This is a genomic window from Flavobacterium sp. 270 (genome assembly GCF_004368785.1).
GTDB lineage: Bacteria > Bacteroidota > Bacteroidia > Flavobacteriales > Flavobacteriaceae > Flavobacterium.
Map to the genome: position 1 here is coordinate 396,990 of NZ_SODM01000003.1, position 16,541 is coordinate 413,530.

The 16,541-nt window shown below is 32.2% G+C and carries 10 protein-coding genes; 7 read left to right on the plus strand and 3 right to left on the minus strand.

What is annotated here, in order from left to right; all coding sequences use genetic code 11:
• Positions 1-126: 126 nt before the first annotated feature.
• Entirely contained in the window at positions 127-744 is a 618-nt protein-coding gene (locus tag EV144_RS13305) for a hypothetical protein (RefSeq protein WP_134149510.1), read from the minus strand.
• Positions 745-869: 125 nt separating this feature from the next.
• Here EV144_RS13305 and EV144_RS13310 point away from each other — a divergent pair, with 125 nt between their 5' ends.
• From EV144_RS13310 to EV144_RS13330, 5 genes are all read left to right on the plus strand, one after another.
• Positions 870-2,387: a TROVE domain-containing protein gene (locus tag EV144_RS13310; protein WP_134149511.1), complete on the plus strand. Its 1,518-nt coding sequence runs from the start codon at positions 870-872 to the stop codon at positions 2,385-2,387.
• 975 nt (positions 2,388-3,362) lie between these two features.
• Positions 3,363-4,784 (plus strand): RtcB family protein, encoded by a 1,422-nt coding sequence (locus EV144_RS13315; RefSeq protein WP_134149513.1) that lies wholly within the window; start codon positions 3,363-3,365, stop codon positions 4,782-4,784.
• A gap of 403 nt (positions 4,785-5,187) precedes the next feature.
• Positions 5,188-5,988, plus strand: a complete 801-nt coding sequence (locus tag EV144_RS13320; RefSeq protein WP_134149515.1) for a TatD family hydrolase — start codon at positions 5,188-5,190, stop codon at positions 5,986-5,988.
• 311 nt (positions 5,989-6,299) lie between these two features.
• Positions 6,300-9,335 carry a TrlF family AAA-like ATPase gene (locus tag EV144_RS13325; RefSeq protein ID WP_134149517.1) on the plus strand — a complete coding sequence of 1,012 codons (3,036 nt, stop codon included), beginning with the start codon at positions 6,300-6,302 and terminating at the stop codon, positions 9,333-9,335.
• Between the two features lie 295 nt (positions 9,336-9,630).
• Positions 9,631-9,912: a hypothetical protein gene (locus EV144_RS13330; RefSeq protein WP_134149518.1), complete on the plus strand. Its 282-nt coding sequence runs from the start codon at positions 9,631-9,633 to the stop codon at positions 9,910-9,912.
• A gap of 716 nt (positions 9,913-10,628) precedes the next feature.
• Here the strand turns inward: EV144_RS13330 and EV144_RS13335 are convergent.
• Positions 10,629-11,897, minus strand: coding sequence for a hypothetical protein (locus EV144_RS13335; protein ID WP_134149520.1), 1,269 nt, complete (start codon positions 11,895-11,897; stop codon positions 10,629-10,631).
• Positions 11,898-13,335: 1,438 nt separating this feature from the next.
• Here EV144_RS13335 and EV144_RS13340 point away from each other — a divergent pair.
• Complete coding sequence (locus EV144_RS13340) at positions 13,336-13,905, plus strand: hypothetical protein (protein ID WP_134149521.1); 570 nt, start codon at positions 13,336-13,338, stop codon at positions 13,903-13,905.
• Positions 13,906-14,002: 97 nt separating this feature from the next.
• Positions 14,003-14,548: a 3'-5' exonuclease gene (locus EV144_RS13345; RefSeq protein ID WP_134149523.1), complete on the plus strand. Its 546-nt coding sequence runs from the start codon at positions 14,003-14,005 to the stop codon at positions 14,546-14,548.
• A gap of 66 nt (positions 14,549-14,614) precedes the next feature.
• Here the strand turns inward: EV144_RS13345 and EV144_RS13350 are convergent, their stop codons facing one another.
• On the minus strand, positions 14,615-16,396 hold the full coding sequence (locus EV144_RS13350; protein WP_134149524.1) for an AMP-dependent synthetase/ligase: 1,782 nt from the start codon (positions 16,394-16,396) through the stop codon (positions 14,615-14,617).
• Between the last annotated feature and the right edge of the window lie 145 nt (positions 16,397-16,541).

Below are 16,541 nucleotides of genomic sequence, written 5' to 3' on the forward strand. Positions count from 1 at the left end.
GATCTCCACAAGGAACTCCATAACGAAAGTCTAATCTTTGTAGAGCTACTCGCGGAGATCCTTCCTTCGTCAGGATGACAAAAAAATGAAACAAAAACTTTGCGTTTTTGCGACTTCGCGAGATTATTATTTTTCCAAAATGCTTATTTCTTTTTCAATATTTCGTCTGGCTTTCTCTTCATATAAACTTCTAAATTCATCTGTCTGAAAAATAAATTCGTTTTCCAGAAAATGTTTCAAAGCTTTAGCGCGTCCGGGTTTGTAGAGAAAGTCAGGATAAATTTTATATTCTTTTCTAATTTGATTAAAATAGATTTGATAGTCTTCCCAATCTTTAGAAAGAATCTTTAAATCAAAATCAATAAGCCAATTAATATCTTCTCTGCTATTATGCTCATGCAATTGCGTAGCGCAGATCGCCTCAAAAATTAAATCTTTATTTACAGAAGTAGAATCAGCTAAAACTTTCAGCGCCAATTCTGCACTTTTGAGTTCATTATCTTTTCTTGAAGCCTTATAAATATAGTCGTGATAGAAAATACTAGACAGAACTTCATCAGGATTTTGGAGATTGGTTTTATAGATTTCAAATAATTCGATCATTTCTTCTAAATGTTTCAAATTATGATAATGTCGGGATTTACCAGAATATGCTTTTTCTAAATCAAACCATAAAGCCTTAATTTTATTGGTATTAAAGCCAATTTTAGACATTAAATCAGAGTACTTTTCTTGTAGATTCATAAAGGAAGTTTACTCAAAAATAAAAATTAAATTTTACTGCGCAAAATAATTGCGTAGTAGTTTTTCAATCTTTGTAACATCAAAACGGAACAACACAGATTGTTTAATTTTAAAAACCAGAAATTATGAAATTCAATTTTTTATCAAAAGAAAAAACTACTATAGTTAATCACGAAAATGCTGTTGCTTTTCCGTTAACATCAGAATACGAATTGTATGCAGCAGTGGTAATTACAAGCTTAAGTGCTTCATTTTACGAAAAAGATACAACACGTTTGGAAAGAATCAAAAACTTGATCCAAAAGAGTAATCCAGTATTTGTAGCAAAACTAGCAGTTTATGCACGTAACGAAATGCACATGCGTTCTGTACCATTGGTTTTGGTAGTAGAATTGGCTAAAATATATTCTGGTGATTCCTTAATCAGTAAAATGATCACAAACGTTATCCAGCGTGCAGACGAAATCACAGAACTTTTGGCATATTACCAAATGGCAAATGACCGAAACGGCGTTAAAAAATTAAACCGTTTGTCTAAACAAGTTCAAAAAGGTTTGGCGGTTTCATTCAATAAATTTGATGAATATCAATTTGCAAAATACAACCGCGACGGTGCAGTAAAACTAAAAGACGCTTTGTTTTTGGTTCATCCAAAAGCTAAAGATGAGGTGCAGCAAAATTTGTTCAACAAAATTGTAAACAACACTTTGCAAACGCCTTATACTTGGGAAACGGAGTTGTCGCAATTGGGTCAGATAAAATTCTATAACGAATTGGAGAAGCAAAAAGCGTTTACTCAAAAATGGGAAGAATTGATCGATAGCAATAAAATAGGTTATATGGCTTTGATGCGAAACTTGCGAAACATTGTTGAAGCTAATGTTTCTGGTACTCATATCATGAAAGTGTGCGGGTATTTGACAAACGAAAAAGCAGTTTTGAATTCAAAACAATTGCCTTTCCGATTTTTGGCTGCGTACCGAGAATTGAAAGACATGAATTCGAAATATATCTCGACAGTTTTAGATGCTTTAGAAACTGCGGTTATGATCAGTGCTCAAAACATAAAAGGTTTTGATGTAAACACTTCGGTTGTGGTGGCGTGCGACGTTTCGGGTTCTATGCAACAGCCAATTTCGCCAAAAAGTAAAGTGTTGCTTTATGATATTGGTTTGATGTTGGGTATGTTGATGCAAAGCCGTTGCCAAAACGTGGTGAGCGGTATGTTTGGTGATCGTTGGAAAATAATCAATATGCCAAAACGAAGCGTATTGTCTAATGTAAACGAATACTACAAACGCGAAGGTGAAGTAGGTTACGCTACAAACGGTTATTTAGTTTTGGAAGATTTAATAAGCCGAAACGAAATCGTTGATAAAGTAATGTTGTTTACCGATGTGCAAATGTGGAATAGCAACCAGACAAAAGATTCGTTTAGTAATTCCTGGAACCGTTATAAAAAAATGGCTCCAAATGCAAAATTGTATTTGTTTGACTTAGCAGGTTACGGTCAACAGCCAATAAACATTGAGAAAAACGATGTACATTTAATAGCCGGTTGGTCTGATAAAGTGTTTGATGTTTTGCACGCACTTGAAGAAACAAAAAGCGCATTGAATTACATTAATCGAATAGAATTGTAAAAATAAAATCTACTGCGCAAAATAATTGCGCAGTAGTATTTGAATCTTTGCAATAGAAAGTTCATAGAAATAAAAACATTGGTGTCGTAGATAAGAGTTACTTCGGGATTTTGTAATACAGGTTCGAATCCTGTTCAGTTTTGCTGATGGTGTAAGGGTAGCACGCAATCTAATAGTCTCTTGTCGATAATTTACCCAGTGTTATAAATAAAAAAGAATGTCGTAAATAAGAGTTACTTCGTCACCATTTTGGGGAGGAATAGCGAAGTTGTTAAAAACAGCAAGGTTATCCAGTTCGATTCTGGCAAGATAAGCCCCGTTTCTCTTATTGCTTTTTACTTCTTTTTAAAAATGAAAAATGTCGTGCGCACAGAGTTACTTCGTTTAAGGAATCAAAAGCTCTTGCCAATTGTTACTTTTTCAAATTTATAAGATGCCGTATACAAGTGTTACTTCGTTGGTTGATTAGTTAGGTTCGAGTCCTAAAGTCACTTGTAAGCTATTGCTCTTAAAAACAAAAAGAGTGTCGTCAGGAAATGGTTCCTTCGTTCCAAGAAAATCAAACCATTCCTAAGTGTTACCTCTTTATTATTAAAGTAATTAGTAATTAGTATATGTAGTAAACATCAAATATGGCAAAGTATGATTAAACGCATTTTTTGTCCTTCTGAGCGGAGTCGAAGAATTCGTAAGTAACTCCGTAACCAATGTCAATCTTTGTAGCGCTTCTCGCGAAGATTTCTTCTTACGTCGAAAAGACAAGTTTGGGGAAATAGGAAGCAAATACAGTAGAAATGACAAAAAATGAGAAAAATCTCCCTAATCTGTAATCCCGATAGCTATCGGGAGCGAGAAAAAAAAACTTTGCGCCCTAGCGACTTTGCGAGAAAATCACTCGCTAACAAATAAAAAAATAATTACGCAGAATAACTGCGCAGTACAAACCAACCTTTGTACTATCAAAAAAAAGAAAAAATGAATACACAAATAAACGGAACAGAAATACTAGAATTAGGATATCCAGAAGGAAAACTAATCGGGCTTGCCTTAAAAATAAACAGTAAAAGAAACGGATTTACAAGAGACGAAATGATCACTAATTTCAAAAACGTCTTAGCAACTCCCGAAAACTATATAGACGATAAAATCTTCAGCAAACTGGCGATTGCTTTGATTGAAAAATCAAATGAAAAACCAGAAGATTTTATTGCATTAAATCAAAATCCAAACGCATATTCGGCTTACGGATTAGAACATATTGAAGACAGTGCGAGAAAACAAATGGAAGTTGCCATGAAACTGCCAGTTACCGTTGCCGGAGCTTTAATGCCAGACGCGCACCAAGGTTACGGACTTCCGATTGGCGGAGTCCTGGCAACCAAAAACGCTATTATTCCGTATGGCGTTGGTGTCGATATAGGGTGTAGAATGGCTTTGTCGGTTTATGATATTCCGGAAGCTTTTTATTTCGAAAACGAAGAAAAATTCAAAAGAGAATTAATCGCGCATTCTATATTTGGAGCCGGTCACGGTTTCCACGGACAATACAAAGCCGATCACGCGGTTTTGAGCGACGATGCATTTAATATGAATCCGTTTGTGAAGAATCTAAAAGATAAAGCCTGGTCGCAATTGGGTTCGTCTGGTGGTGGAAATCACTTTGTGGAATTCGGAATCATGGAATTTGCAAAAGACGATACTGTCTTGAATATCCCAAAAGGGAAATATGTCGCTTTGTTAACGCATTCTGGTTCACGCGGCATGGGCGCAACCATTGCCGGACATTACACTAAAATCGCCAAAGACGTTTGTAAACTTCCGGAGGTGGCCAAAAACTTAGCGTATCTGGATATGAATTCGCAATTGGGACAAGAATACTGGATGGCGATGAACCTTGCGGGAGATTACGCTTCGGCTTGTCACGAAATTATTCATAACAAAATGAAAACCGCTTTGGGTGCTTCGGTTTTAGCGAAAGTTGAAAACCATCATAATTTTGCGTGGAAAGAAATCTGGAACGGCGAAGAAGTAATCGTACATAGAAAAGGAGCAACCCCAGCCGGAAAAGGCGTTATGGGAATCATTCCGGGATCTATGACCGCGCCGGGATTTTTGGTGAGAGGAAAAGGCGAAGAAAACGCCATCAATTCGGCTTCGCATGGAGCAGGAAGACAAATGAGCCGAACACAAGCCATCAAAAACATCACCCAAAATGATATGAAAGCTATCCTAAAAGATCATGGCGTAACGCTTATCGGTGCAGGACTTGACGAAGCGCCAATGGCGTATAAAGATATCAACCAAGTGATGGAAGCACAACAAGATTTAGTAGACGTAGTAGCCAAATTTACTCCAAAAATGGTGAGAATGGCAGATGACGGAAGCCGTGAGGATTAGTTTCTTTTGAGGTGCAAAGGTTCAAAGCAACAGAGGTTCAAAGGCTAAATGCAAAAACCTTTGTTGCTCTGAACCTCTGTTTATTTGTACCTTAAAAAAAGAATCTCGCAAAGTCGCAGAGTCGCAAAGTTTTTGTTTCACGCTCCCGATAGCTATCGGGATTACAGATTACAGCAGATTTAATAGATTTTTTTATAAATAATCTGCGTGCATCTGCTTAAATCTTTTTAAAATCTGCGTGAAACCTCTTCAACTTTCAGAAAAACTTTGCGTCTTCGCGACTTTGCGAGATTAATTCAACACAAAGAAAAAATAAATGCGCCTTAGTGGCAAAAAATAACAAACGTTCCAAAGAGCAAAAGCTTAGAAGCTCAGTCTCTCAGAACCTTAAAAACTTAAAAAAATGAAAACATATATAGATATCGGAATTAATTTGACCAACAAACAATTCCAAAACGATACAGACGATATCGTACAAGACGCGGTAGATGCCGACGTAACCAAAATGATCCTTACCGGAACAAGCGTAAGAAACAGCGAAGAATCGGCAAAGATTGCCAGGCAATATCCGGGCGTTTTATATTCGACAGCGGGAATACATCCGCATGATGCGAAGAGTTTTGACGGGCAGAGTATTGCCAAACTGAGGAAATTATTAGAACAAAAACAAGTCGTTTCGGTAGGCGAGTGCGGACTCGATTTTGATCGTGATTTTTCGCCCCGAAACAAACAGGAAGAATGTTACAAAGCGCATTTAGAATTGGCGATCGAAATTCAGAAACCTTTGTTTTTGCATGAAAGAGCCGCTTTTAGTCGTTTTATGAGTATTACAAACGAATATCTGCCGAAACTGCCCAAAGCCGTTGTGCATTGTTTTACGGGAACTTTGCAGGAAGCCAAAACCTATCTCGATAACGGATTGTATCTTGGTTTTACCGGAGCGATTTCAGACAGCAAACGTTTCGCACATTTAAAAGAAGTTGTGCAGTACGTACCGCTCGACAAAATGATGATCGAAACCGATGCGCCTTTTATGCTCCCAAAAAATGTTCCGAATAGCCTTTTGAAGAAATACCACGAACGCCGTTGCGAACCTGCTTTTCTGCCTTATGTGGCGGGAACTATTGCACAGTTTAAAAGAATTTCTTTGGATAATGTTGCGGAGGAAACGACTAGGAATTCTAAAGCGTTTTTTGGGATTTAAGAGTTGTGTTTCTAACAGGTTTTTTAAAACCTGTTAGTATCATATTAGAATATTTTATTTTTGCTTTTAAATCAGGTGTTTGTACTTGGTTTGGAGGCTTTTTGTTTTAGTTATATTTGAATGGAAGGATGTTTTTAAATAATTAAATCGAATTATGGAAAACCATAAAAAGCTTAATAAAATCTTATGCAATTTTGATCAATTATTTTACTAGAAATAGCAATGATGTAAAAAAGGAAAAAGGTAGATGTCAGCTAAAGAGATGAAGGAATAATGAATTTTAAACTAATTAACTAAATAACCATATAATTATGAGTAATAGAGGTTCAGAATGGAGAAAATGGGATTTGCATGTTCATACACCAGCAACTAAACTTGCAAATAATTTTAAATTATCAGAGGGTGAAGACCCTTGGGATAAATATTGTGAATTTATTGAAGATTGTGATGTCGAAGTATTTGGTATTACTGATTATTTTGTTATAGATAGTTATATTAAATTTATTGAAAAGTTCAAAGAAAAATTCCCTCAATCTACAAAAGTATTTTTTCCTAATGTTGAATTTAGATTGAGTGATAAAAATAAAGATGCTGAGCATATTCAATTTCATATAATTTTTTCTAATGCTAAGGCTACAATTGAAAAGATAACGCCTTTTTTATCAAGACTTCCCTTGATTTCTACAGATGATATAAAATTAACATCTAAGTTTTGTAGTGAAAATGATTTAACAGAAGTGACATATAAAAAAGCGATGGTAAATTTAGATATTACTATTGATAAATTAAAAGAGAGTTTTTCTAGTGATGAATATATTGTTATTAGTTTGGCAAGTGGTTACGGCTCTTTAAGACCTGGCAAAAGTGATACCAGAGGGGCAGAATATGCAAAAGAAATTGATAAAAGATGTAAAGCTTTTTTTGGATCTTCCAAGGACACAGATTTTTATTTAAATAAAAAAGATGGAAGAAGCGCTTATAATTTAAAACCTAAGCCAGTTTTTAATGGATCAGACGCTCATTCTTTTCAGAATTTAGAAGATAAACTCGGGAAAAGTTACATAAAAATTGATGGAGAAGGTCAAGTTTGTGATTATTCTGAAATAACTTGGATAAAAGCAGAAAAGACATTTGAAGGGTTACTACAAGTTTTAAATGAACCTGAAAATAGAATATTTATTGGGGATCATCCTGTAGTTCTGGATAGAATTGGTGAATTTCCAAATAAATATATTAATTCGATTGAGATTGATCAAATTGATAGTTATGATGATAAAGATGGTGTATGGTTTAAAAAACAGAAGGCTTATATTAATCCAGAATTGACTGTTGTAATTGGGAATAAAGGAAAAGGCAAAAGTGCAATTACAGATGTTATTGGATTATGTGGAAATTCTCACCGACAAAAAGATTTTTCTTTTTTAAATAATAAAAAATTTAAGAAAAAAGAACTAGCGAAAAATTTTAAATCGTTATTGTTGTGGTATGATGGAAATAAGAATGAAAAAAATTTAAATGATATAATAGATGAAAATTCTATCGAAAAAGTAAAATATATTCCTCAAAACTTTTTTGAAGATTTATGTAATAACATTGATGATGATAAAGCTTTTAAAAAAGAAATAAACGATGTTGTTTTTAGACATATTGATGAAACAGAAAGACTTAATAAAAATTCATTTGATGATTTTATCCAGGATAAACAAACTGCAATTTATAATCAAATAAAACTTATTAAAAATAAAATTTCGGAATTAAATACTGAAATTATTGATAAACAAAACAAAACGGCTAAAAACCATATTGAGAATTTAGTTAGCAACCTTAAAGAAAGAGAAACTGAATTAGAAAATTTAAAAAAGAATGCTCCTATAAAGAATTATGATGAAGGTTTAATAAGTAATTTAGATAATAATCCTAATTTTAAAAGAACAAGTGAAATTACTGCATCTATTTCTAATCTAAAAGAAGAAGAAAAAGCTTATGTGGAAAGATTAACGATTATTAATTCCGATATTTTAAAATTAAATCAGTTAGAAGAAAGAATTAAAAATGAAGAAGTATCTGTTAATCAGTTTATTGATAATGAAACGTTCATTTTAAAAGAATTCAATATAGATCCACAAAAAGTTTTTTCTCAAAAAATAAAATTTGATATTACTGTAATAACTAATACCAAAATGTCTCTTAGAAATGAGAAAATAAATATTGAACTTAATCTAGGAAAAGTAGTTTATGATGAAATTTTACATTCGAGTTTGAATGTAGATGTGAGTAATTTTATTTATAATAAAATAATTAAACTTACTAATGAACATAGTTCTTTATTAAGTGGTTTAGAAGGAAACACAAAAGCTTATCAAGAATTTGTTAAGCAAGACAAGGAATGGAAAGAGAAGCAGGAAAATTTGCTTGGTGATGAGACTGGTAAAAATCTAAATACAATCAATTACTTCAAAAAGGAGATTGAAAGATGTGAAAAAGATTATGTTATCGATTTAGCAAAATTCAAAGAAGAACGTATCTCTTTATCCCTAGATATTTATAATAAGAAAAAAGAAATCATTGATATTTATTTAGCATTGAAAAATAATGTTGAAAAAATTATTGATGATAATAGCGATAAAATAAAAGAATATAATATTAATATTGATGCAACTTTTGAAATAAATAGTTTTACATCTAATTTTCTTGATTATATTAATAAAAGTATTTCTGGGAAATTTTATGGAACAAATGAATCTGAAAAAGTTATCAAAGAGTTAATTAATTCAACCGATATCAACGATCAAGAATCATTTAAAGAATTTTTAGAAGATATTCAATCAAAATTTGAAGATAATGGGGATAAAAGTCAACCTCCATTTAATCAATTAAGACAAAATAAAGAACCCTTAGAATTTTATGATTTTATTTTCGGACTAGATTTTTTAAAAGAAAAATATGAATTAAAACTTGATAATAAAAGTATTGAACAACTTTCTCCAGGTGAGCGAGGGGCCGCTCTAATTGTATTTTACTTATTGTTAGACAGCAATGATATTCCTTTAATAATTGATCAACCAGAAGATAATTTAGATAATCATAGCGTTTATAAAATTTTAGTTCCATTTATTAAAGATGCAAAAAAAAGAAGACAAATTATTATTGTAACTCATAATCCTAACCTTGCAATTGTGTCAGATGCAGAATTAGTTATTCATGTTAATATAGATAAAGAACATAAAAATACATTCTCATTTAATTCAGGTGCAATAGAAAATAAAAAAATTAATAATTCAATTGTTGACATTTTGGAGGGGACAGAACCAGCTTTTATTAAAAGAAAAGATAAATATGGATTTTAATATCTCAAAAAAATCAACATTTAAATAATCATACCAATAACAATTTCTAACTTTACTATAAATTATCAAAAATTAAAAATATTAAATAAAGTAAGTTATTTCTTTCTTTTTAAAGTAAAATCATATCTTTGTAAAGTCAAAACATACCCAGGATTATATCCTGAAAACTTTAATAAGTTAACAATAAGCGAAGCCCTCATTCACGTTGCTGGAGCTAGTGATAGCCCTGAACGCATTCCTGGAATGTTTTGACACAACCGAAAATGAGGGTTTCGTGCGTTTAATATTTTCCGTTATGTCAAAAGAAAATCAAAAAACACAACAAGATGTAATGCCATCCGTGGCGAACTTCCTTTCAGACGTTTGGTTTGAAGGAAACTTTAAAGAACAACCTTTGTACCTGCAGGAAATCTTCGAGCTTCTACTCGAAACAGAAATGGGTGATAATCTCGATCTAAGGGTCAAAATGTTAGGCTGTATTAGAACAAGCAGAAATCTGGCAGAGACTTTGGCGCCGTTTTCAAATACGCAGATTGTAAATGCGTGCAACACTATGGCGGGTGCCAAAAATATTTAATAAAAAGAAAAACCCGCAAACATTAAATTTGCGGGTATTTTTTTGTTTGGAAAAACCATTTGCCCACACAACTTACTTTCGAGTGTTTGAATTATTTATATTTCTTGGATATTTTATAAATAGATATTGAGCAAATAATAATTAATACAATAGAAATAAATCCACTCAAAAATATTTGTTTAAATGGCATTATTCAATTTTCCAAGGATCATTAACTCTATTTTTTATTTGATAGTGTATCTCCTTTCTATCAAACCATCTAAATCTATTGTGTTCCAAACAGTTTATAGAAATGTTTACTAAAAAAATAAAGTGTTATTTGATCTGTTTTTTATCAACAATATTTAAATTTTGTTTTATTGAATACAAAGAAAACACAGATAGTAGTGTGCCAGCATATAAAAGAGCTACACCGACTAATAGTAGAATATTCTTCTTATTTATCATTTTTAAATTCAAGATAAAAATTAACTTTAATAGTAATAAGAAAGGAAATATTAAACAAATAAAAAAAAACAATCCAAAAAATAATGTAATGATTAAAGCAAAAATTCCATTAAGATTCAAAGGAAAATCTGTATTATTAAAATATTGGTGAGCGTTATTATCAAAATGAAATAGTATAGTTAATAAAATAAACATAAAGAATAAATAAAATTCAATCTTTAGTATGTTTATAAAATTATGTTTTAAAAAAAGTTTAAATTTATTCATAATTATTTACCAGCTATATATCCAAAAAAACCATCCTTAAAAACATCATAAGAAAGAGTCCAAATTCTGGTTCCTCCCCAAGTATATACATTAACATCTACTAATTCAGTAATATCGTTGCAATTTATATCGATTAATCCAACCCAATGAGTAGGAACTGTAAAAATTGATTTTTTATTTTTTGAAAAATTATCACTATCTATTAGTAATCCTATTCTATATCCTAGCTTTAGTTTATCTTGTAATTTATTTACCCAAACAGATGCGCCTCTTGATCTTGACATAACTAGATTGGTATCATTAATAACATCTTTATAATTAGCCATATCTTTCATTAATTGTGCAACTTCATGAGGCAACGTTAATCCTGTCCCTCCCTCAATAATTCCCCCAGCATTAGGTCCGTTAGGATCATAATCAAAAACTGAGTTCATGTTATCTTTTAAACAAATTAAAAATATAAAATCAGCTAACGCCATCTTTTTTGTTGATAGAGATTCTTCTGGATAAACAATATCAGTTTGCTTATATTCTATTAAATGTTGATCATTATCAATAACCAATTTGTAACCTGTTAAGGCGTTTTTTGCTTTTCCTTTTCGGTGTATATCTAAGATAAAATTTTTATAAGCTTGACCATTTTCTCGTGCAAAATTGAATCCCACGACAGCAATTCCGCACATGGAACTTCCGCCTTGATCAATTAGATAGGAATTTATAATTCGATCTTCAATTTCTTGTTTTAGCTGTTTTCTATCAAACCATCTAAACCTATTGTGTTTCCAAATTTTAAGTTCACTTTCCTTTTCTGGATATTTTAAATAAGCTCTAACATAAACAAAACGCCCGCAAAGATCTTCTTCGGCCATTACAATTTTTATATTATCTCCTTTTGCTGATAAAGGAATTTCTATCCATTTATTTTCTGATAAACTATGATATTTTATCATCCAATTTATGTTGTTTATATTGGACGGTACATTGTTTATATAGCTTTTTACTTTAAATTGATATGTATTTCCAAAAATCATCCCTTTTTGTAAATTTCCGCTTAAATCATTAGCAGAACCATCTTCTAAAGGAGTTATCAATTCTATTTCTTTTACGCCTTCTTTTAAAGGCGGATCTTGAGGATCGCCATACGTATATTTTGGAGCAAAATAATCTATATATCCATTAGAATTAATCTCAACACCTTCTTTAGCGTACCATCTTGTTGTGCCACCTACTTTTATATTTACATTTCCGCCCACTCTTATATTTTCTGACATAATTATTGCTCTTTACGGTTATAATAAAAGTTAATTTTTAGCTTTTCTATAAATTTAAAGCAAACAACAAACAGTGAGTTGCCTATAAAGGGTTTTTATATAATACAATAAGACTTTTGCTATCTGCATTTTTAAGATTGATTAAACTTTTTTTCTTTTTTCAGATTTAAAAATTTAAAATGCGTGCAACACTATCGCGGGTGCCAAAACAAACTAATAAAAACAAAACCCTGCAAACACCAATTTGCAGGGTATTTTTTTTCAAATGGTATTGAATCTAAGAATAATTAATTTTAAGTTTTAATGATTATTAGCATGTTTTATTTTTAACTTTTTTAGCATAAAATGTTAAATTAAGAAATAAATAGCTACATTTGTACTTCAAATAAAAGCAAAAAGAAATGCGTACTAGTTTAATTAAAACACTAAATAATGATCGTCTGGCAGGATTTGCCTCGGCGAGAAGTTATGGATGTAGTATGTATTTTTTCGAAGAGAAAGATAAATTGTAATATCGTATTCGAGATTAAAAAATATAGAAAGCGTCCTTTTATTTAGGGCGCTTTTTTTTTGCACTTCGACTTCGCTCAGTGTGACATAATGCGAGTTTAGGCATTGCTCAATTTGATAAAACGAAATAGGAATTAACTTATATAATAGAAATAATTAAAAAAAATGAATGAAAAATTTTTTATTGATTAACCCAAATAGAGTAAAAAAGACTTGGAGAGTAATTGGATGAATGACAATCATTTAATATAAAATGAAAATCTGCACTAGTATGCGGACAGGAATTTCTTTGCTTTTATTTTTGGTTTAAATAATTGAAAATCAATAAATTAGTTTTAAAATAAATTTGGAGAATTGATTTTTTCAATATTATATTTGTCGAAGAAATCACAATCAGGGTTTCAAATAAAAAAAATTAAAAATAATACATATATAAAAATGGATTTCAGTTTAGAATATAAAATAGAATTAGTAAAACCAGGCTCGGCCTTTGGAAATATTACAATGCAGGTGCATACACATGGACTATAAGATAAGTATATCTTATAATGATCATAAGCACCTTTAATCGGGTGCTTTTTTTATGCGTTTTTGCCACGATCCCGATAGCTATCGGGACTAAGACGCAAAGTTTAAAAGTTTAAAAAAATAGTAAAAAATGAATCAAAAAATAGCCATTAAGACAGATCATTATTTTGATCAAACAGATTTAAGTCGATTTAGGAAGTACTCCATTTCTTGTGATGAAGGCGGCGCCTCGAAACTTATGAAACTATGGAAGGCTGAGGTAAATTTTAGGGATAAAGCAATGTCAATAACATGATATTGCGCTGATAATGTAAAGGTGCATGTAAACCTTTGAGGTTATTGGTTTCCCTGAATTACGAAGTATTCCTGAGATTCTCAATAACCATTAAAATAAAATATCATGCACAACAATACATTAAAAGATTATAAAAAAGCGATTAGAAGAAAATATGAGATAGAAAAAGAAGGACAACACTTTGATTATTTGTACAGTCCGTCTCGTGGAAAACTACGTGATTTCTGCTGGATGATTTTCGAAGGTAATCCAACTCCCGACGATTTGAACGTCTTTAAAAACCTGTTCGCTATGGATTTTGAACACACCAAAAAGAATAAGTTTAAGGAGAAAAAAGACAAGTTCAGACCTATCGAAACATTCTTTAAAGGAGAAACAGATTTGACAAATATTGATGCTATAAATATGGCTGCGATTTTGGTTGATTTCGAATCACGTCCTTTTAAGAAATTTAGAACGGAAGAAATAAAAAAGGTTGAAACCAGAGACAACGCTAAAGTGAAAAGTAAAGCTAAAGCAGTTGTTGAAATGGAAAGTTTTGTAAAAGATAAAAAAGAAAAAACTCGAAAACATTCTGAGAAAAAAAGTCTTTTTGCAAACTTTAAAAATCTCTTTTCTAAGAAAACAGAACAGGATTTCTATCCGGGAAAGATAATCACGAATTTGAGTGGCTAACGTTGCGTTGACCAAACGAAAAGTAGTATCGTAAAAAGAAAACCGCCGGTAAAAAGACTGGCGGTTTTTAGTGATTAATTATTAAAAATGAAACAAAATGAAAACTACAGATAAAATTATTATCATAGATTTAGAAGCCACATGCTGGCAGGGCGAGGTCCCGAAGGGCCAGCAAAATGAAATTATTGAAATCGGATTAGCGGTCTTAGATGCACAAAGCGGAGAAATTACCCAAAACAAAGGTATTCTCATCAAACCGCAACGATCTACGGTGAGTTCGTTTTGTACGGAGCTTACCACTATTACACAGGATTTACTGGATAAAAACGGAGTGAGTTTTGAAGAAGCAATAGATCAATTAACAGAGGAATATCAACCCGATTTATATACTTGGGCAAGTTACGGTCAGTACGATCTGAATATGCTTCAAAAACAATGTAAATCCTTTGGAATTCCGTACCCGATGGGCGATCAACATATTAATGTGAAAACCTGGTTTGCCGAAAAGTTCGGCTTGCAAAAACCAACCGGAATGAACGGTGCTTTAGCATTGTTAAAACTTTCGCTGGAAGGAACGCATCACCGCGGTATTGACGATGCCAAAAACATTGCTAAAATTATGCATTGGTGTCTGCGTAATTAAATAGGTTGTATTAAAAAAGGGCTGTCTTATTGAGACAGCCCTTTTCCGTTGGTTACTTTATTTTGATTAATTATTGTTCCCGTAGATTTTTGCGTAAAGATCTTTATAGATTTCTTTAATGATTTTACGTTTTAGTTTTAGAGTAGGAGTAAGCTGTCCGCCTTCAATAGACCAAACATCCGGCGTAAGCTCAAAACGTTTGATTTGTTCCCAGTGTCCAAACTTTTTGTTTGCTTCTTCAATTTCGCCGTCAATACGCTTGATCACATCTGGATTTGAAGCAATTTCTGCATTCGTACTTCCTAAAGTAATTTTATGAATTTTTGCCCATTCTTTTACAAATTCAAAATTTGGCTGAATAAAAGCTGCCGGCATTTTTTCGCCTTCACCAATTACCATAATCTGCTCAATAAAACGAGATTGTTTCATGGCATTTTCGATCAATTGCGGTGCAACGTATTTTCCGCCAGAAGTTTTAAACATTTCTTTTTTACGATCGGTAATTTTCAAGAAACCTTCGCTGTCAATTTCTCCAATATCTCCGGTGTAAAAATAACCGTCTTTTAAGGCTTCTGCTGTTTTTTCAGGATCTTTATAGTAACCTAACATTACGTTTGGTCCTTTGCAAAGAATTTCGCCGTCTTCGGCAATTTTTACTTCAACATTGCGAATTACTTTTCCAACAGTTCCAATCTTAAAGCCTTTATTTCTTTGGTCGTTTACTGCAATTACAGGCGAAGTTTCAGATAATCCGTAACCTTCCATAACCGGAATTTCTGCCGCAGCAAAAACTCTTGTTAATCTTGGCTGTAAAGCTGCACTTCCAGAAACCATTAAATCAAGATTACCGCCCAAACCTTCTTTCCATTTACTGAAAATAAGTTTTCTGGCAATTTTTAACTGAAATTCGTACCAAGCACCATTGGCTCCGTAAGGTTCGTATTTTAAACCTAAATCGATCGCCCAGAAAAATAATTTTTTCTTGATACCGGTTAATTCTGCGCCTTTAGCATAAATTTTATCGTAAACTTTTTCTAAAAGTCTTGGTACCGCTGTAATAACGGTAGGTTTAACTTCTTTTAAGTTATCACTGATTTTATCAATAGATTCTCCAAAATAAACCGAAACACCATAATATTGATAGATGTACAAAATCATTCTTTCAAAAATATGGCAGATAGGCAGGAAGCTCAACGCTGTGCTTTTTCCTGCATCAAACGGAATTCTTGGTGCGCTGTCTAAAACATTAGAAACAATGTTTTTGTGCGACAACATAACCCCTTTTGGTCTTCCTGTTGTACCAGAAGTATATATTATAGTAGCCAGATCGTCTTCGTGAATACTTTCTTTTTTAGCCTCAACTTCAGACTGATTGCTTTCGTCTTGTCCTGTTGTTAATAATTCAGTCCAATGTTTGCAACCCGGAATTTCATCAAACGAATACACCTCTTTAAGAGTTGGTACATTTGCTTTTATAGCGTTTACTTTTTGCAGTACTTCTGTATCAGAAACAAAACAATAAACACTACCACTATGATTTAATATATATTCGTAATCTTCTTCGGCAATTGTTGGATAAATAGGAACGTTCTGCGCACCAGTCTGCAAAATACCAATATCCATGATATTCCATTCCGTACGGTTATTTGAAGTGATCAATGCAATTTTATCATCTTTCTGAACGCCCATACGCAATAATGCTCTCGAAACCGCATTAGCCTTTGCAATATATTCCTTGCTGGATGTCTTTTCCCAAGCTCCATTTTTTTTGGTCGCCAAAGCAACCGGAAGGTCGTAAGTTTCTTGTTGATAATAAGGAAAATCAAAAAGGCGTGTGATTGAAACCATGTTTAATATGTTGAATTTTACTGCAAATTAAATAAAAAATAGGTACGATTTTTAATTTTATAAAATAAAATGGGAAAAATTACAAGTACTATTAAAATTCAACGAAAACGTTTTCTTTTCTGCAGTAATTTTATTAAAATAGTAT

Excerpts from the sequence above, each read along its gene's own strand:
- EV144_RS13310 (WP_134149511.1), top strand. The coding sequence starts at position 870 with ATGAAATTCAATTTTTTATCAAAAGAAAAAACTACTATAGTTAATCAC.
- EV144_RS13335 (WP_134149520.1), bottom strand. The coding sequence starts at position 11,897 with ATGTCAGAAAATATAAGAGTGGGCGGAAATGTAAATATAAAAGTAGGT.
- EV144_RS13350 (WP_134149524.1), bottom strand. The coding sequence starts at position 16,396 with ATGGTTTCAATCACACGCCTTTTTGATTTTCCTTATTATCAACAAGAA.
- EV144_RS13345 (WP_134149523.1), top strand. The coding sequence starts at position 14,003 with ATGAAAACTACAGATAAAATTATTATCATAGATTTAGAAGCCACATGC.
- EV144_RS13340 (WP_134149521.1), top strand. The coding sequence starts at position 13,336 with ATGCACAACAATACATTAAAAGATTATAAAAAAGCGATTAGAAGAAAA.
- EV144_RS13305 (WP_134149510.1), bottom strand. The coding sequence starts at position 744 with ATGAATCTACAAGAAAAGTACTCTGATTTAATGTCTAAAATTGGCTTT.
- EV144_RS13330 (WP_134149518.1), top strand. The coding sequence starts at position 9,631 with ATGTCAAAAGAAAATCAAAAAACACAACAAGATGTAATGCCATCCGTG.
- EV144_RS13325 (WP_134149517.1), top strand. The coding sequence starts at position 6,300 with ATGAGTAATAGAGGTTCAGAATGGAGAAAATGGGATTTGCATGTTCAT.
- EV144_RS13315 (WP_134149513.1), top strand. The coding sequence starts at position 3,363 with ATGAATACACAAATAAACGGAACAGAAATACTAGAATTAGGATATCCA.
- EV144_RS13320 (WP_134149515.1), top strand. The coding sequence starts at position 5,188 with ATGAAAACATATATAGATATCGGAATTAATTTGACCAACAAACAATTC.